At 63.2% G+C, this 17,340-nt stretch carries 18 protein-coding genes; 6 read left to right on the top strand and 12 right to left on the bottom strand.

What is annotated here, in order from left to right; all coding sequences use genetic code 11:
* The first annotated feature begins 182 nt into the window (after positions 1 to 182).
* Both BBTA_RS19360 and BBTA_RS19355 read left to right on the top strand, forming a co-directional pair.
* Positions 183 to 881, top strand: a complete 699-nt coding sequence (locus BBTA_RS19360) for a ribonuclease activity regulator RraA (protein WP_012044195.1) — start codon at positions 183 to 185, stop codon at positions 879 to 881.
* 27 nt (positions 882 to 908) lie between these two features.
* Entirely contained in the window at positions 909 to 1,313 is a 405-nt protein-coding gene (locus BBTA_RS19355; RefSeq protein WP_012044194.1) for a cupin domain-containing protein, read from the top strand.
* 70 nt (positions 1,314 to 1,383) lie between these two features.
* Here the strand turns inward: BBTA_RS19355 and BBTA_RS19350 are convergent, their stop codons facing one another.
* Entirely contained in the window at positions 1,384 to 2,286 is a 903-nt protein-coding gene (locus BBTA_RS19350; RefSeq protein ID WP_012044193.1) for a DUF2147 domain-containing protein, read from the bottom strand.
* Between the two features lie 91 nt (positions 2,287 to 2,377).
* Positions 2,378 to 2,854, bottom strand: a complete 477-nt coding sequence (locus BBTA_RS19345; RefSeq protein WP_012044192.1) for an Lrp/AsnC family transcriptional regulator — start codon at positions 2,852 to 2,854, stop codon at positions 2,378 to 2,380.
* 145 nt (positions 2,855 to 2,999) lie between these two features.
* Between BBTA_RS19345 and BBTA_RS19340 the strand changes: the two genes are divergently transcribed.
* Together BBTA_RS19340 and BBTA_RS19335 are read left to right on the top strand one after the other, a co-directional pair.
* Positions 3,000 to 4,019, top strand: a complete 1,020-nt coding sequence (locus tag BBTA_RS19340) for a 1-aminocyclopropane-1-carboxylate deaminase (protein WP_012044191.1) — start codon at positions 3,000 to 3,002, stop codon at positions 4,017 to 4,019.
* Between the two features lie 96 nt (positions 4,020 to 4,115).
* Positions 4,116 to 4,859 (top strand): hypothetical protein, encoded by a 744-nt coding sequence (locus tag BBTA_RS19335; RefSeq protein WP_148221475.1) that lies wholly within the window; start codon positions 4,116 to 4,118, stop codon positions 4,857 to 4,859.
* Positions 4,860 to 4,884: 25 nt separating this feature from the next.
* Here BBTA_RS19335 and BBTA_RS19330 read toward each other — a convergent pair whose 3' ends face one another.
* From BBTA_RS19330 to BBTA_RS19290, 9 genes are all read right to left on the bottom strand, one after another.
* The gene (locus BBTA_RS19330) at positions 4,885 to 5,355 is read right to left on the bottom strand and encodes a PaaI family thioesterase (RefSeq protein ID WP_012044189.1); all 471 of its coding nucleotides are present in this window, start codon (positions 5,353 to 5,355) and stop codon (positions 4,885 to 4,887) included.
* 11 nt (positions 5,356 to 5,366) lie between these two features.
* Positions 5,367 to 5,945, bottom strand: coding sequence for a bifunctional transcriptional activator/DNA repair enzyme AdaA (locus tag BBTA_RS19325; RefSeq protein WP_012044188.1), 579 nt, complete (start codon positions 5,943 to 5,945; stop codon positions 5,367 to 5,369).
* Positions 5,946 to 6,036: 91 nt separating this feature from the next.
* Positions 6,037 to 6,828, bottom strand: coding sequence for a transporter substrate-binding domain-containing protein (locus BBTA_RS19320; protein WP_012044187.1), 792 nt, complete (start codon positions 6,826 to 6,828; stop codon positions 6,037 to 6,039).
* 181 nt (positions 6,829 to 7,009) lie between these two features.
* The gene (locus BBTA_RS19315) at positions 7,010 to 7,405 is read right to left on the bottom strand and encodes a hypothetical protein (protein ID WP_012044186.1); all 396 of its coding nucleotides are present in this window, start codon (positions 7,403 to 7,405) and stop codon (positions 7,010 to 7,012) included.
* 208 nt (positions 7,406 to 7,613) lie between these two features.
* Entirely contained in the window at positions 7,614 to 8,612 is a 999-nt protein-coding gene (locus BBTA_RS19310; protein WP_012044185.1) for a hydroxyacid dehydrogenase, read from the bottom strand.
* Positions 8,613 to 8,640: 28 nt separating this feature from the next.
* Complete coding sequence (locus tag BBTA_RS19305) at positions 8,641 to 9,741, bottom strand: ABC transporter ATP-binding protein (protein WP_012044184.1); 1,101 nt, start codon at positions 9,739 to 9,741, stop codon at positions 8,641 to 8,643.
* A gap of 17 nt (positions 9,742 to 9,758) precedes the next feature.
* Entirely contained in the window at positions 9,759 to 10,670 is a 912-nt protein-coding gene (locus BBTA_RS19300) for a carbohydrate ABC transporter permease (protein WP_012044183.1), read from the bottom strand.
* Positions 10,670 to 11,608 carry a carbohydrate ABC transporter permease gene (locus tag BBTA_RS19295; RefSeq protein WP_012044182.1) on the bottom strand — a complete coding sequence of 313 codons (939 nt, stop codon included), beginning with the start codon at positions 11,606 to 11,608 and terminating at the stop codon, positions 10,670 to 10,672. The genes BBTA_RS19300 and BBTA_RS19295 overlap by 1 nt, the downstream gene beginning before the upstream one ends.
* A gap of 115 nt (positions 11,609 to 11,723) precedes the next feature.
* Positions 11,724 to 13,064, bottom strand: coding sequence for an ABC transporter substrate-binding protein (locus tag BBTA_RS19290; protein ID WP_012044181.1), 1,341 nt, complete (start codon positions 13,062 to 13,064; stop codon positions 11,724 to 11,726).
* A gap of 410 nt (positions 13,065 to 13,474) precedes the next feature.
* Here BBTA_RS19290 and BBTA_RS19285 point away from each other — a divergent pair, with 410 nt between their 5' ends.
* Positions 13,475 to 14,221 (top strand): Spy/CpxP family protein refolding chaperone, encoded by a 747-nt coding sequence (locus tag BBTA_RS19285; RefSeq protein WP_049795502.1) that lies wholly within the window; start codon positions 13,475 to 13,477, stop codon positions 14,219 to 14,221.
* A gap of 153 nt (positions 14,222 to 14,374) precedes the next feature.
* Here BBTA_RS19285 and BBTA_RS40810 read toward each other — a convergent pair whose 3' ends face one another.
* Complete coding sequence (locus BBTA_RS40810) at positions 14,375 to 14,539, bottom strand: hypothetical protein (protein ID WP_168167908.1); 165 nt, start codon at positions 14,537 to 14,539, stop codon at positions 14,375 to 14,377.
* Positions 14,540 to 15,918: 1,379 nt separating this feature from the next.
* Here BBTA_RS40810 and BBTA_RS19275 point away from each other — a divergent pair.
* The gene (locus tag BBTA_RS19275) at positions 15,919 to 16,641 is read left to right on the top strand and encodes a LuxR family transcriptional regulator (RefSeq protein ID WP_083780682.1); all 723 of its coding nucleotides are present in this window, start codon (positions 15,919 to 15,921) and stop codon (positions 16,639 to 16,641) included.
* Positions 16,642 to 17,340: the final 699 nt, after the last annotated feature.

Genomic DNA, 17,340 nt, shown 5'->3' with positions numbered 1-17,340 from the left:
GCGAAGTCAAAAACTCTCGAAAATTCAATAAATTAATCGCATGTCCCGCGATAAGAGAACTTTATCGGGCGCAGCGCAACCCCGCATGCGCTGCGCGCACGCGCATGCCCTTGACGGCGCGACCGTCGCTCGCAAGATGCGCCTGTTTTTTCCGCCAGCCCTGTTGGAGCACCAGTCTCACAATGTCCCTCACTCCCGAAGCCATCGCCACCCTGTCCCAGGTCACCACCGCGACCATCACCACGGTCCTGCTGAAGAAGGGGTTGCGCAATGTCTGGATGCGGGGCGCGAAGCCGCTGCGTCCGGGACAGAAGCGGCTGGTCGGTCCCGCCTTCACCTTGCGCTTCGTTCCGGCGCGCGAGGATCTCGCGACGCCGGAATCCTGGTCGTCGCCGATCTCGACCCGCACTGCGATCGAGGCCATGCCCGAGGGCTGCATCGCGGTCGTCGACGCGATGGGCGTCAAGGACGCCGGCATCTTCGGCGACATTCTCTGCGCGCGCATGGTCAAGCGCGGCGTCACCGCGCTGATCACCGATGGCGTCGTGCGTGACCTCGAAGGCGTGCTCGGCACCGGCCTGCCGGTGTGGTGCGACGGCTATGCGGCGCCGCCCTCCGTCGCGGGCCTGACCTTTGTCGGCTGGGGCGAGGCGATCGGCTGCGGCGGCGTTGCGGTGTTCCCGAACGATGTGGTCGTCGCCGACCAGGACGGTGCGGTGCTGATCCCGCAGGCGATGCTCGATCACGTGCTCGCCGAAGGGCCGGAGCAGGAGCGCATGGAGGCCTGGATCGTCGACGAGGTGAACAAGGGCGCGGTGCTGCCGGGCCTCTATCCGATGAATGCCGAGACCAAGGCGCGCTACGCCGCGTCGAAGAAGTAAGCTCGAACAGCCGCAGAAAGGCACATTATGGATTTCCACCCCGCAGGCTCGCGCGCGACGCGCCGGGCGCCCGCCGAATACTTCACCGGCAACGTGCTGCAGGATCCGCTGATCATGGCGCCGGCACCGGCACGGCTCAATGCCTCGCGCGTCTCGTTCGCGCCGGGCGCGCGCACCGCTTGGCACACCCATCCGCTCGGGCAGACACTCTATGTGATCTCCGGGATCGGCCGCATCCAGGCCAAGGGCGGACCGGTGCGCGAGATCCGGCCGGGCGACGTGATCTTCATCCCGCCGGGTGAGAAGCACTGGCACGGCGCCTCGCCGGACAATGAGATGACGCATATCGCGATGCAGGAGGCGCTCGACGGCGTCTATTCGAACTGGATGGAGCACGTCACCGACGAGGAATACGCCACACCGGTCGGCTGAGCGGCCTCTGACGAAATGCGAGTGCGCGGTCGCAGGGCCGCGCGCTCGTTGTCGGCAGCGAGCGCTGCGCTCAGTTCACCCGCGTCCAGGTTTGGCCGCCGCAGAACATGCCGCCAAAGGCGCAGCCCTGCACGCGCAGGCTGTTCGAGCCCTTCAACGCGATGGTCGAATCGTAGGTGCTGCCGCTGTTGGGATCGAAGATGCGGCCGCTCCACTTCTTCTCCTGCGACTTGTCGCTCGGGCGCATGTTGATCAGGATCTGCTCGCCATTCTGGTTGGTCTTCGCGTCGATCGAATAGCCACAGAGATTGGCGCCGCACGGCTCGATGCGGATCTTGCCTTCCTTCTCCTCCGTCAGCCAGATGCCGATCGGCGAGTTCGGATCCTGCGACGCTGCGGGCGCGGGCGACGGCGGCAGCGCGGCTGTCGTGACCGCGGACGGAGCTGGAGCCGGCCCAGGCACCGCCGCAGGAGCAACCGGCGGCGTCACCGGCGCCGTTGCCGTGGGTGCGGCAGCGGCCGGTGCGACTGGCGCGGCAACCGCTTGTGCTGGCGGAACTGGGTCGAGGGGAGCCGCCGGCAATGGAACCGCCGGAGCGGCGGCCTGCACCGGCGCCGCCGGAGCTGGCGCCGGTGGCAGGCTTGCGGGGGCGGCAGCTGTCGTGGCGGGAGCGGGTGCAGGCGCAGTGGCAGCTGTCGCTGGCGGCTGAGGCGGAGGTGCCGGCGTGACCGCCGCCTCGGCAGGCGCCTGGGCGGGCTTGTCTGCTGCTGCCGGCGATTTGCGCGTCGCATCCTGCTCGCGCTTGGTCTTCTTTGCCTTTTTCTGCTCGGTATTGTCGTAGACGCCTGGGATCGACACCGTGCCGCGCTCCGGATCGATGCGGATGGTGTTGCCGCCATATTCGATGACGTATTGCGCGTGCGCGGCGCTGCTCGCCAGCACCAGCGCGGCAACAGCCAACAACCTCTTCATCAGGATCTCCGCCATGTCCGTTGCTGAGGTGAGCGAGCTCACGCGCTGGTAAGTCGCCGGTGTGGCGGCCTCGGTTCAATCCGCGACCCGCTTAGAAATCGAGCGGCGCATTGTCGACCACCTCCTTCATCACGAAGAAGGTGCGCGTCTGGCGCACGCCGGGCAATGAGATCAGCTGATCGCCGTGCATGCGGTTGAAGTCCTGCATGTCGCGGACGCGGATCTTCAGGAAGAAGTCGAAATCGCCCGCGACCAGATGGCAGTCGAGCACGAATTTCAGCTTGCGGATCGCGGCCTCGAAGGTGCGAAAACTCTCCGGCGTCGAGCGGTCGAGCACGACACCGACCAGCACCAGCGCGCTACGCTCGACCTTCTCGGGCGCGATCTGCGCGCGCACGCTTCTGATGTAGCCCTCCTCGAACAGGCGCTGGGTGCGGCGATGGCAGGTCGCGGGGCTGACATGGACCGCGGCCGCCAGCTCGGCATTGCTCATGCGGCCATCCTTCTGCAGCAGCTGCAGAATGCGGCGGTCGACGCGGTCGAGAACGGGCTCGGAAGTTTCTTTCATCAATAGACGATCTAGCGAGAGGAAATTTCGCCATAATGGCTCATCTCCGACGTAAGCACGAAAGAAGAGGCCAATAAAGAGAGCACCTTTCTCAGGCTTTCTCGTATGTTTCCGCGGCCCTTTCACCCATCCACGGAGAGATCCCGTGCTTCGGCTCGACAAGTTCAAGAAGTATCCACTCACCTTCGGCGCGACCCCGATCGAGCATCTCCCGCGCCTGACCGCGGCGCTCGGCGGCAAGGTGCAGATCTACGCCAAGCGCGACGACTGCAATTCCGGCCTCGCGATGGGCGGCAACAAGCTGCGCAAGCTCGAATACATCGTGCCCGACGCGATCGAGTCGAATGCCGACACGCTGGTGTCGATCGGTGGCGTGCAGTCCAACCATACCCGCATGGTGGCGGCGACCGCGGCCAAGATCGGCATGAAGTGCGTGGTGGTGCAGGAGAGCTGGGTGCCGCACGAGGACGCGGTCTATGACCGCGTCGGCAACATCCTGATGACGCGCCTGATGGGCGCCGACAGCCGCATCGTGCCCGACGGCTTCGACATCGGCATCCGCAAGAGCTGGGAAGACGCGATCCAGTCGGTGAAGGATGCCGGCGGCAAGCCCTACGGCATTCCGGCCGGCGCCTCCGTGCACAAGTTCGGCGGTCTTGGCTATGTCGGCTTCGCCGAGGAGGTGAGGGCGCAGGAAGCCGAGATGGGCATCAAGTTCGACTACATCATCGTCTGCGTGGTCACCGGCTCGACCCAGGCCGGCATGATCGTCGGCTTCGCCGCCGACGGCCGCGCCGACCGCGTCATCGGCATCGACGCCTCCGGCACGCCGGAGCAGACCCGCACCCAGGTGCGGCAGATCGTCGACAACACTGCTGAGCTCGTCGAGCTCGGCCGCAAGGTGCGCGACGACGAGATCGTCATCCTCGAAGACTACGCCTATCCGGCCTATGGTGTCCCGAGCGCCGAGACCAACGAGGCCATTCGGCTGGCCGCCCGCACCGAGGCGATGATCACCGACCCGGTCTATGAGGGCAAGTCGATGCAGGGCATGATCGACCTGGTCAAGAAGGGCTACTTCCCGGAGGGCTCGAAGGTGCTCTACGCCCATCTCGGCGGCGCCCCCGCGATCAACGGCTACAGCTACACGTACCGCAACGGCTGAGGGCAATTCGAATTGCGCCGGCTGCTTCGGGGTGAGCCGGGCGTCCGCAAACATACTCCGCTGTCGTCCCGGCCTTGAGCCGGGACGGCGAACGGCTTGTGTGATGAACTCGGCCAGGCCAGCGCCTCGAATGCCTTCAAACGTGTCGAGAAGGCGCATTCTTCCTTAAACAACATTTGTCAGATGTTTCGGCGGCTTGAGCCTTTTGAGGACGATCGCCGAATGACAATTCGCTTCCTTGCCATCGCCCTCATCTGTCCGGCCTTGTTGTGGGGCGCTTGGCGGCTCGGTCATTTCAGGTTCGCCGCTGAGTTCGTCGTCGTCGCGGTCATTATGCACGTGCTGACCCGGATTCAACGAGGCAAGTTGCCGGCCGTGGCAGGTGAGTGGAAGGTCCTCCGCGTCGGGTTGATGGAACGGCTGGCCATTGGTCTTGGTACAGTCCTGACGCTGCTGTTTGCCTACATCTTCTTCTTCGTGGGCTCGGGGAGGCAGGACGCTGAACAGCAGATGTTGATACTGAGACTGCTGCTCATCGCGTTTGCGCTGATGACCGCCTATGTCTCGTACTTGGCACTCATGGTCACAATCCGCTGGAACACGCGGCAGATCGAACAGGACGCCTCCGTGTTCGGCAAGCGTTCGATTCAGTTTGCGGACATCGCTCAGCTGTCCCCACTGCGCTGGGCGGACATGCTTCGGATCACCTCGATCGACGGCACCCGCATCTACGTTCCCCTCTACAGGAATGGTGCTGACGTGTTCATGGATGAGCTGGCAGCCAAGCTCGGGCTGGGCCAGGGACAAAGCCCCGACCAAGATCGGACGACGGACCGCTAACTGCCGCGGACCAATGATCGGCTCGTCACACCTGGAAGATCAGGCAGGTGGTCGTGCCATGCGCAAGCAGGCGGCCGCCTGCGTCCGTGATCCGGCCCTCGGCGCTGCCGATGCGACGACCGCAGGTGAGGACGTTCCCCTCCGCGCGGAGCACCCCCGTTGCCGGTGTGATCGGCCGCAGCAGTGAGATCTTGAACTCGAGTGTGGTCTGAGCCACGCCCTTGTCGAGCATCGACCAAACCGCCAGGCCCATGCAACTGTCGAGCAGCGTTGCTGACAGGCCGCCATGCACGGTGCCGGCCGGATTGAGGTGGGCCTCCGTGGGCATCGCGGTCACGACGACCCGTCCTTTCGACGCCGCGGTGACGTCATAGCCAAGCGTGCGCGCGATCGTGTTGAGCGGCAGCGTCCCGTCTGCGAGACCCTGGACGAATTCGAGGCCGCTCATCTCCTGGCGCCTGGCGTCGTCGACCGTCCCGTAGTGTCGGTCCGACATGTCAGATCCCTTTATCGTTGCTGCATCGATCTTGGCTTGCGCGGGCGCAGCTTCGACGGCGGCCGACCGTAGAGAGCGACAAATGTCGCGCTCATGCGGCGCGCACTGGAGAAGCCGGAGCGGCTTGCGATGCGCGCAACCGGAAGATCGGTCTCATCCAGCATCCGCTTGGCGCGCTGGATGCGCAGCGATTGCGCGATCTGCGTCGGCGATGCGTCGAGATGCGCCGCGAACAGGCGCGCCAGATGACGCGCAGACATCCCGAGGCGATCCGCCAGCGCATCGATTCCGTCATGGTCGAGCGCGCCGGCCTCGATCAAGGTCAGCGCCCGTTCTACGGTGCTCTGGGTTCCCTTCCAGGCCGGACAGAACGGCGCGGTCTCGGGCCGGCAGCGCAGGCAGGGGCGATAGCCGGCGCCTTCGGCCGCTGCAGCGCTCCGGTAGAACAGGACGTTACGCGCCAGCGGCGTCCGCACCCGACAGACCGGCCGGCAATAGACGCCGGTCGTTCTGACCGCGACGAAGACGCGGCCGTCGAGGGCAGGATCGCGACGACAAAAGGCTTGGTAGAGAGCTGCAGGGTCTTGCATGACATGCAGTGTACCCCGATCGGCCGCCGGTTGTGAGCTGCGGCCGATGATGAGGTCCGAAAACGACCGTTGCGGGCCCGCTGCCTTTGCCTCACTCGAACCAGATCTTGTAGATCGCCTGATAGCTGCCGTTCTCCGTCGAGATATGCAGCCACTGATCGACGAACGCCTTGAGGGCGACGTCGCGCTGCAGCCAGTAGGCCTTCTCGGAAAAGTCGAACGGCTTGTCGGGGTGGACGGCGCAGAGCACGCCGGGATGCAGCTTCTGCTGGTAGCGCGTCTCGGAGGCGTCGGTCATCATCAGGTCGGCATCGCCCTTGGCGATCTCCTCGAAAATGGTGACGTTGTCATTATGGACGCGGATGTCCGCCGCCTTGACGTTGGCGCGGGCAAAGCGCTCATTGGTGCCGCCGGGATTGACGATGACACGGGTGCCCGGCTTGTCGATGTCGGACAGCGTCTGGTATTTCGAGGTATCGCTGCAGCGGGCGATCGGAGTCTTGCCCTCGCGCATGATCGGCGTCGAAAACAAGCCCTTCTTCTGGCGGTCGAGGGTGATCGACACCCCGCCCATCGCGACGTCGAACTTGTCGGCCTCGAAATCCTTCATCAACTGCGGCCAGCTGGTCGGCACGAACTCCACCTTCACGCCGAGTGCCTTGCCGAGCGCCTCGGCCATGTCGACGTCGAAGCCGGAGAACTTGCCGGTGGCCTTGTCGAGATAGGTAAAAGGCTTGTAGTCGCCGGTCATGCCGACTCGAAGGCTTCCCCGCTGCATGATCTCGTCGAGGCGCGAGGCCTGCTCGGCCAGCGCTGCGCTGGCGACTCCCCACAACAGCGCAATCCCGGTCAGGGTCGCGATCGTCCGGTCGAAAAATCCCATATCGAGGCACCTCGGTTCGTTTGGCCGGCCTCTTCTTAGCGGAGGTCGGCACGCGCGACGAGGGGGGCGGAGAGGCAGCCGTCAGCAGGCCAGCCGGCGGGGGCAGGGCCGGGGCGCTGGCGGTTTGAGAAAGGCGCGATGGGGTATTCGGATCGAACGACAGCCAGGCCGGCTGCAGCGCCTAACGCGATCCCAACGGGTTGACAGGACCGGCCGGGCCCCTGCCGGTCATCTCGTTCTTCAGCGCCTCGAAGCGGTCTTCCGCCTCTCGCGCGCGGGTATCGACCAGCTTGATGGCGGCTTCGGCGCTCAGCGGACCGCTGCTCACGGCGATCGAAGCGGGGCCGACCGTTTCGTCGACATAGTAGCCGTCCTCACCGCGCCGCACCGTCCAGCGGAAGCGGATCGCGGAAATCGGACCTGGACCGAGCTTGGTGTAGCCATCGGCCTGTCCGAACGGCACCACCGTCGCGCCAGCCTGCTTCGGCGGCACCGGCTTGTCGGCCTGCCTGGCGGTTTCCTGCTGATCCAGAATGCTCGCTATTGTTGCGAGCGCGTGCTCCGTCGCAACACTCATGACCGCCTCTGTTCCTATTGGCGCGCGCCGTGGCTGGCGCCAATAGTCATAGTTGTAGCGGCCTTCGGGCAGGATGCAAGAAATGCGTTGAAAATGGGGCAAGAATGCGGTGGACGGACGCCGGTCCTCAGGCTGTCAGCCGCAGGGCTCCTGACGCCGTCCCATCTGTGAAGGGGGAGGATCCCCGCGATCGATACCGCTCGCGCGTCTACAGCACGTCCTGATTGATCACGTTCTGCCGGATCGGATCGCCATCCAGCACGCTGAGGATATTGCGCGCGGTCTGTTCGCTCATGCGATCGACGGCTTCACGGGTGACGCCGGCGACGTGGGGCGCCATGATCACGTTGGGCAGCGCATGCAGCGCATGCCCGACCGGCGGCGGCTCCTGCTCGAATACGTCGAGACCGGCGCCGGCCAGCCGGCGGGACGAGAGCGCGTCGTACAGCGCGGCTTCGTCGATCAGGCCGCCGCGCGCGGTGTTGATCAGGTAGGCGGTGGGCTTCATCAGCCTGAGACGGGCGGCATTGAACAGGCCGATGGTCTCCGGCGTCTTCGGACAATGGATGCTGACGAAGTCGGCGCGCGGCAACGCGGCGTCGAGATCGGCGACCGGCTCGCAGCCGGCAGCGGTAATGTCGGCCGCGGGCTTGTAGGGGTCATAGACCAGGACCTGCATCTCCATCGCCTGGCAGCGCTTGGCGGTCCGGGTGCCGATGCGGCCGAAGCCGATGATCAGCACGGTCTTGCCGTAGAGATCGAACGGCAGCACGCCGAGCCGGCTGCCCCAGGTGCCGTCTCTGACCATCGCATGCATCTCGTTGGCGCGCTTGGCGAGCGTCAGCATCATGAACAGAGCCTGTTCGGCGACCGACGGCGAGTTCGCGGTGCCGGCTACCATCAGCGGCACCTTGTGCTTCGACAGCGCGGGAACGTCGACCGCGTCGAAGCCGACGCCGATCCGGGTCACGACCTTCATGTCGCCGGCCGCCAGCAGCTCCGGCTCGCCGAAGCGGGTGGCGCCGAGCGCGACACCGTGGACGGGCGCATGGGATTTGAGCAGCGCAGAGAAATCAGCCGCCGAGATCATGTTGGGGAACTCGATCATCTCGACATCGTCGCGCGCCGTAAGCAGTGCGCGGCCCTTGGCCGAAAAGGATTCCGTGACGAGGATCTTGTTCTTGTTGGTTGCCGTCCTGGTGGTCATGTCCTGCCCTTGAAGCTTCTTGTGCTCGTCAGATCACGAGCCCGGTCGCCTCATTTAACAGGTGCATGTTGTTGAGGTCCATTGCCATGCGCAGAGGGCTGCCATCTCGCGCGCCTGCATTGGGACTGACCCGGCCGCAAACCGGTGCCTCGTTCAGGCCGAAGTAGACCAGGGTTTCCATGCCCATCGGCTCGGTGACGTCGAGCATGGCCTCGAAGGGCTCGACTCCCGGCTCGGCATGCGGCTTGGTCTCGGTGATATGCTCCGGCCGGATGCCGAGCAGCAGCCGGTCATTCCGCGACACGGATTGATAGCGCGCAGCGCGCAGCGGCGGAAGCGGGAAGGCGATGCGGTCGGTGAGCCGCACATGGAGCCGGCCATCGGTCTCCTCCAGCCGGCACGGCAGGAAGTTCATCGCGGGCGAGCCGATGAAGCCGGCGACGAAGCGCGTGGCCGGATGATGATACAGCTCGTTCGGTGTACCGATCTGCTCGATGCGACCCTTGTTCATGACAACGACGCGGTCCGCGAGCGTCATCGCTTCGACCTGGTCGTGGGTGACGTAGACCGTGGTGGTGCGGACCTTCTGGTGGACCTTCTTGATCTCGATGCGCATCTGCACGCGGAGCTTGGCGTCGAGATTGGACAGCGGCTCGTCGAACAGGAACACTTTCGGATTGCGCACGATGGCGCGGCCCATCGCCACCCGCTGGCGCTGGCCGCCTGAAAGCTGTTTCGGCTTGCGGTCGACGAGGTCTGCAATGTCGAGCATGCGCGCGGCCTCCGCCACGCGGCTCTTGATCTCGGCCTTTGGATAATGTTTGAGCCGCAGCCCGAACGACATGTTCTCGGCTACCGTCATATGCGGATAGAGCGCGTAGTTCTGGAACACCATCGCGATGTCGCGATCCTTCGGCGGCACGTCGTTGACGACATCGCCGCCGATGGTGATGTCGCCGTCGGAGATGTCCTCCAGTCCTGCGATCATCCGCAACGTCGTGGACTTGCCGCAACCGGATGGGCCGACCAGCACGACGAATTCGTGGTCGGCGATGTCGAGATCGATGCCCCTGACCGCCTCGACGTCGTCGTAACGTTTCACGACCTTGCGCAAGCTCACTTCAGCCATCTGTGGTCAACCCCTCATCAACCCTTGGTCGCGCCGGCCGTCAGTCCGGCGATGTAGTAGTCCATCAGGAATGCGTAGATGATCAAGGGCGGCGCGGCGCCGAGCAGCGCGCCGGTCATGATCTGCCCCCAGTTGAAGACATCACCCTTGATCAGCGTGGTGACGATGCCGACCGGCAGCACCAGCTGGTCGGCCGAGGTCGTGAACACCAGCGGATAGAGGAACTGCGCCCAGGATACGGTGAAGGCGAAGATCGTCGCGGCGATCAGGCCGGGCAGGGCGACCGGGATGAAGATGCGCGTCAAGGTCTGCAGCCAGGAGGCGCCGTCGATGATCGCGGCCTCGTCGAGCTCCTTCGGGATCGAGGCGAAATAGCCGATCATGATCCAGGTGCAGAACGGCACCGTCAGCGTCGGATAGATGAACAGCAACACGTACCAGCGGTTGATCAGCTGGATGCCGGTGACGTCGCCGATCAGCGCGAACATCTTGAACAGCGGAATGAACAGCAGGCTGTCCGGGATCAGATAGGTCAGGAACACGCCGGTGGCGAGCGTGGCCGAGCCCCAGAACTTCATCCGTGACAGCGCGAACGCGGCGGGGATGCTGATCAACATGGTGATGATCACGACGATGATCGAGACCATCGCCGAGTTGAAGAAGAAGCGCAGGAACTGGTTCGAGGTCAAAAGCCCGGCATAGTTCTCCAGGGTCGGATGGAACACCCACCACGGATTGGTCGCGGCGGAGATCTCCGCGCTGCCCTTCAATGATGTGATCAGCATATAAAGCGGCGGCACCAGCGAGAAGATCGCAAACAGCGTCAGGAAGAAATACGACCAGCGCAGCGCCCAGGCGCGGTCGCGGCTCATCGAGCCGTATTTGACGGTGCGGGTCGGGCCGGCCTTGTCGACGGTCATCGTGCTCATCAGGACTCGTTCCCCCGCTTGGAGACATCGCGCAGGATGAAGATCGCGGCCACCGCCAGGATCGGCACCATGAACAGCGAGACGCTGGCGCCGAGCGGGATATCGCTGCCCTCGATACCGACGCGGAACGCCCAGGTCGCGAAGATGTGCGTCTTGTCGAGCGGGCCGCCGGCGGTGAGGATTCGGACGATGTCGAAATTCGCGAACGTCACGATCAGCGAGAACAGCGTGGTGATGGCGATGATGTTGCGCATCATCGGCAGTGTCACGAACCAGATCCGCTGCCACCAATTGGCGCCATCGATGGCGGCGGCCTCGTAGAGTTGCTCCGGCACCGATTTCAGCGCCGCCAGATACATGATCATGAAGAACGGCGCGCCATACCAGACATTGACCAGGATCACCGAGAACCGTGCCCAGGCGGCGTCGCCCGTCCACGGGATCGGACCGATGCCGAAAAACGCGAGCGTGTAGTTGAAGGCGCTGTAGGACGGGTCGAACAGCCACAGCCAGGCGAGCGTGCTCATCGCCGGCGGGATCACCCAGGGCACCAGCAGCATGCCGCGCCATTTGCGCTGCCCCTTGGCCGGGATGTTATGCACGAAATGCGCGACGATGAAGCCGATCAGGGCTTTGAACACCACCGCCGTGATCGCGAAGATGCAGGACTGCTTGACGACCAGCCAGAACGTGTCGCGCTTGAAAAGGAACTCGAAATTGCCAAAGCCGACGAAGCGCTGCATCGACTTGTTCAGGGTCGCCAGATGCACCGAATAGGCCGCGGGATACACCACGAGCAGCGTGATCAGCAGGATCAGCGGCAGGGTCAGCAGGAAGGCGACGGTCGATTTTCGCTTCAGCGCATGGCGGAGGCCTCTGCGGGTGGCGGCCCTGCGCGGGCGGGCAACGGTGTCTTCGCCGATCGCGGCATCAACCATGAGAACAGGCTCCTCGTGAGACTCCCGGCAGGCCGGGTTTCACTGGGCGGGCAAGACAATGCGCGGAGGGAGGCGGCCCGCGCGATGCGGACCGCCGGATTTGCGAGAGGGCCGCTCAGCTGCGCATGAAGCCTTCGCACTCGCCCTCGGCCCAGGCGAGCGTCGTTTCCATCTTCTCGCCCTGGGCATAACGCAGGCACATCTTGGTCATCGTCGCCTGTGCGTAGATCTGCTGCGCGATCTTGGGCGGAGCAGGGGAGGCCGCGATCGACAGCGTCTGATGATTGTAGGGATTGGGGTAGTGATAGAGCGTACCCTTTGGCGGTCCCTGCTCCTGCCAGACCTTGAGCGTGGTCAGCTTCTCATAGGCTGGCAGGTCATAACCGCCGCTGGCGACCACCATCTTCTCGATCGAGGCTGGCTTGGACAGATGGACGATCAGACTCTTGGCGGCCTCCTTGTTCTTGGAGAACGACCAGACGCTCCAGAAGTAGGGCAGGAATGGCGCGAAGCGGCCCTTCGGTCCGGCCGGGAAGCCGTGGGTCCAGCACTGCTCGGCGATCTGCGGCGCGTCGCGCTTGGCCACCGCCCAGGCGCTTGGCGGATTCATGATCATGGCGCCCTTGCCCGACACCAGCCATTTGTTGTTCGAGGCGTCGTCCCATGAGGCGACATCCGGCGGCAGCGCCGCGATCAGCCGCTTGTAGAATTCGAGCGCCTGGCGGACGGCGTCGGTCTTCACGGTGACATCGCCCTTGGCATTGACCAGCTCGGCCCCGAACGCCTGGAAAAAGGCGCCTGCGGAATCGACGCTATCGGTGGTCTCGCCGAGGCCGATGCCGAAGGGAACGCCGGCCTTCTGGCAGGCTTCCGCCGCCTTCAGGAAAGTTTCCGTCGTCCAACTGTCCGCTTTCGGCGGGCTGCCGGCCGGGTAGAGCTCCTGCACGTCGATCCCGGCGTGCTTCTTCATCAGGTCGATGCGGGTGCAGGGACCCTTGATCTGGCTGCCGACGCAGGCGGGCACCGCGAGCCATTTGCCGCCCGATTGCCCCAGATACTTGACGGTGCCGTTCACCTCGCCGTTCTCCTGGATGATCGGTCCCATGATGTCGTTGACCGGTTCGAGCAGCTCGGCATGCGCATGCGGCCACCAGGTCGGCATCGCGATCAGATCGTGTCCCGATTTCGCCGCGGCTTCCGCGGCGATGGTCAGCTCGATCTTCTTGCCCTGGCTGGTGATGTAGTCGATCGACACCTCGACCTTTTCCTTGGCGGCCCACTCATTGACGAGATCGGTCGAGGCCTGGTTGGCACCGGGAACCCAGTGGTCCCAGAATCCCATCGAGAGCTTGCCTGCGGCATAGGCGCCGCGAACATAGGGGGCGGCGATCATGACCGCGGAACTGGCAGCGGTCGCAGCAACGAATTGTCGGCGGTTCAGCTTCCTCCGTGACATGGCGTTCCCTCCCTGGTGAGCCAAGCATGCGGTTGATGCGAATCCGTCTTGTTAGTTATTGCGTCGCGTCATGCGCGCACGGATTTCGCTTGAATGCAATCAGAGCAGAATTGCACGCCACTGTCGAGAAAGCAGGTGAGGCAAACCCTTGAACTAATGGCGGGTACGCGGTGCTGCGGCAGCGTGTCGCGATCGCGGTGCAGCGATCGGCCGCTGCAATGCAAATCAGAGCTGACGGTGCTTTCACGCCGGAGGCCTTGCGGGGAGCGCGAGGCTAACCGCATGCGAACATGGACTTGCGCGCTGCGGCAACGCTACACTGAGCAGGAATCACAGCGCCCACTCACTGACGTCGGCTCCGTCCGGTCAGGCCCTGTCGTGCGGAGCCTTCACTGATGATCGTGAAACGGATGATCACGAAGCAACCGGCCAGCCGGCGGCGCCCGTTGCTGTGCATTGCGGCAGGAGTCGGAGTGGTGCTGGCGGGGCTTGTGTGCCTGCCGCGTCAGGTTGACGCGCAAGGCCTGTTCAAGGGCATGGAGCAGGGGGCTCGCGAGGGCAACAGGGCCGCCGGTCCGGTTGGCGGGGTGCTGGGCGGCGCGATCGGCGGGGTCGTCGGCGTGGTCACCGGCGTTACCGGGGTACTCACCGGAAATGAGGCACAGCCCAACCCGCGCAGCGCAGCTCCGCCGGAGGGCAACCCACCGGCGGAAGCCAAGAAGGGCAAATCGTCCAAGGTCGCCAAGGCCAGCAAGCCTGCCAAGGCCGCGCCGATGCTGACGCAACAAGGTACGCCGCAACTGACCGCCGAGCAGATCGTCGCCAACAGCGACAGCAATGTCGAGCGTCTGAAGGTCGGTCTCAACCTCACCGCGGAGCAGGAAAAGAACTGGGCACCGTTCGCCAATGCGATGCACGCGCTTGGCCGCAACGGCGCCGATCGCTTGAACCTGCGCATCGCGCGGTCGAAGCGAGATCCGCCGGATGACATCATCGAGCAGATGCGCAACGAGGCGCAGTTCCTGGTCGATCGCGCCGCCGACCAGCGCGCGGTGTCCGACGCGGCGGAGCCGCTCTTCACCAGCCTGGATGACAAGCAGAAGCAGATGTTCATCGACGAGATGGTCCGTCTCAGCCACGAGCGTGGGCTGGACTGAGATCGCTACCGAGCAGCTCGCCCACTTAATCTCTGGCGCCATCGAGACGAGATGCGCGCCCGATTCAGCGAGCAGGATAGATCGGATCCCGTCAGGCATGCTTGCGCGCGGCGTCCACGTGCCCGACGGCACCTGCCGGCCGGAGCGCCAGCATCAGCAGCAGTCCGAATGTGGCAACGTCCCTGCCTGCGTTGCGAGACAGATCCCGAAGCGTGTCGTGGCAAAAAGATAGCGGTCACTTCCCGCAAGCAACAGCAGCCAGGCTGCCTCGATCGGCACATCGAGCAGGCCGCGAATGACCGGGATCAGCGACAGCATCGAGGTTGCCAGAACCACAACGCCCATGGATCAGATCTGCTCAACTCAATTTTCGAGCGACGTGAAGCCAAGCGAATCAGTCCTCATTATCCTCCGCCACACAGATGGGATTGAAGAAAAGGACAATCATTCGCCGATCTGCTGATGATACCCCGAGACCCGCCAGCATCGATGTTGTTAGCGGTCAGAAGTTCATTGGCTTGTCGTGACGTTGACTCGGAACATATTGCGCGTTCGGAGAGACGTCCGGCCTCTCCCCGTGAACCGAGGACGTCGTCGGTAGAAGCGTGGATCAACCGAAATCGTCTGGTGGGCAGGGGATTGTTGTCGAGCTCGCGGTGCGTGGACGCGAGCAGGGCGGGCGTGCCTACAACACCTGTGTGAAAACCGATTTGTGTTGTTGAACGATCTGTCGACAGCTGTCCTGCGCGATAGACGAACGAATGTCCGATCTGTGCTTGATGACGACGGGCGATGAGGCATCCGCCTCGCGGAGGTCGGTATTCTCAACGCGTAGTTGGGATGCTCGGCAAGCAAGGTCGAATTGCTATCATAAGTTGTCTACGGCAACGGCCTTGACACCAAAATTAAAACGAAGTCTGCCGACAAACCGCCGAGCCGAAAAATCCTGCTCCGTCATGACCAGAATGTGCATGCTCAGTAGTCTCCATGCGCACGCTCGAAGGGGGGCTCTCGAACTGAGCTGCGGATTGTTCTGGTCCGTCTTGAAAAAATGACTCACATGCTGATCGTCAATCGATTGCAGGGATCCTGATCATCCCTCTCGATCCTTCGCTCAAGAGCCGGGGTCCGATAGACGATCACCCGATGAATATCGTCTGCTGGCGCTTCGGAGTGACCCAGTCATGAGAGACTCCCGAGGATACTCGTAGTTTATCACAGTTCGCTGCAGACAGGTCGATGGCTATATGATGTCCGCAGATCGGACAATCTCGGCGGAGGCCATGGCCACAACTAAGACCGAGTCTTCCAATCGTTGTTCCAAATGTGAACGTCGCGCGATTTTGATTAGCGACCTCTGAACGCGCCGCTCTACTATCAACTTCCGGGCATCACTCCGTGAGCTCAGCGTGAGTTCTGCGAACGCTTCGGAGTCGTCTGATGGTGTAGATGTAAAACTTGGAGGTTTTGATACAACCTTAGATGGTACCAAGAATGTCGTGAACGTGGAGGAAATTCTCCGGACGGCTCTCAAAATTCAGTAAGTAACCAACGGTCAGTAGGCACGATGATCTTCACCGCCAATGCAATGGTCCGACGGCAATATCGCCAAGAGGGACCAGAAGTGTCGCCACATCACGCAAATCGGTTCTGGATCAGCTTGAAGAAGGGCAAGGCTGTTTTGGGTAGGGGGGCGCATGAGGATATTTGAACAGTTCGTTCAGACTCTCCCGGCATGCGACACCACGCATGAAATTGAGAATCTTTTGCGACAAACCTTGGAGCAATATGGCTTCCCATGCTTCGCCTATCTCAGTTTCGCGCCGCGCGGCGACGAGGATGACGCGCTGGCAATCACGACCTATCCGAGCGCCTGGGTGGAGCAGTACCGTGCAAATCGGTACGACAGGATCGATCCGGTGATCGCCCGCTCGGTTGCAACAACGCTTCCCTTCGCGTGGTCAACTGATCAATTCGATGCGCTAAACAATCGGCAGAAGTGGTTCTTGGAAGAGGCCAGCGAGTTCGAGATTCGACATGGTGTCACGATTCCGATCCATGATCGTCAGGGCAAGGTTGCAACGCTCACGCTCGCTGCTTGCGAGGCCCGTTCGGCGTTCGAAGCCCAAATCAGCAAGTACCGCCATGAACTGCATCTCATTGCGATCTACCTCTATGCTCGATTGCGGGACGTAACGCCCACGCCCGCATCACCGCTTCGTCCATGCCTGACTCAGCGCGAGAGGATCTGCCTGCAATGGGCCGCGCGCGGAAAGAGCGCTTTGGATACGGCGGAAATCATCAACGTCAGTCGACGAACGGTTGTGTTTCATACCCAGAACGCCAAGCGCAAGCTCGGAGTTGCGACCGTACAGCAGGCGGTCGCCAAGGGACTGGCGTACGATATCATCGGCATGTAGCCATCCGTCGGGCAGTCTAAGGTGCCGTGACCTGAGAGTAGCGGCACCTGCGCTTGCCGATGTGTGTCTGGTAGGTGTGTCTCGGAGACCGTGTCCTGCTCCTCTTGCTCTCCTTGGAGCGATTCTTGGAAGTGGAGTCCAGGAGCAGGACCATTGAGTCTGCGTCCGTCGGTAAGACCTTGGGTGTGTGGGCGACGCATGTTCGGTGTTGTCCGCCATATCCGCCGTCTTTGCTGAGGCGCCGGCGCGCGCGACCACCATAGGGCTGCGGATGGCCGGATGCCAGTGGTCGCCAGTACGCTGGAGGCCGTGCTGGTGAACTTAGCTGTCCTGGCGCTGTCGAAGATGAGCGGCTTGCCGAGCCGCGACGGCGCGTCTTCCGCGGCATCAACGCAGAACGGCACTTGCACCGTATCGTACAGGCGCCAATTCAGCACGGCGCGGCTCACGCAATCGATCGCAGGCATCCGATAAGCAAGTGGCGCCCCATCCAAGAGCTGACGCTTCGAGGTACGATCTGGTTGGGGGGCGCCTCGTAGCATAGCCCCAGATCGGTCATGCTCACTTGTTCGAGTAACGCCGCCAAGGCGATCGTCGCCTTCAGCACCGTGTCGATCTTCCGTCTCGTCTTCTTAGTTCTCGTCAGCTCCGTCTACCGAACGGAGAGAGTCAACGACACTGAGACCGAATTGTAGGGCA

This window comes from Bradyrhizobium sp. BTAi1, assembly GCF_000015165.1.
Classification (GTDB): domain Bacteria; phylum Pseudomonadota; class Alphaproteobacteria; order Rhizobiales; family Xanthobacteraceae; genus Bradyrhizobium; species Bradyrhizobium denitrificans.
The sequence above is the reverse complement of the archived record's forward strand: the minus strand, read 5'-3'. Positions and strand labels throughout refer to the sequence as shown.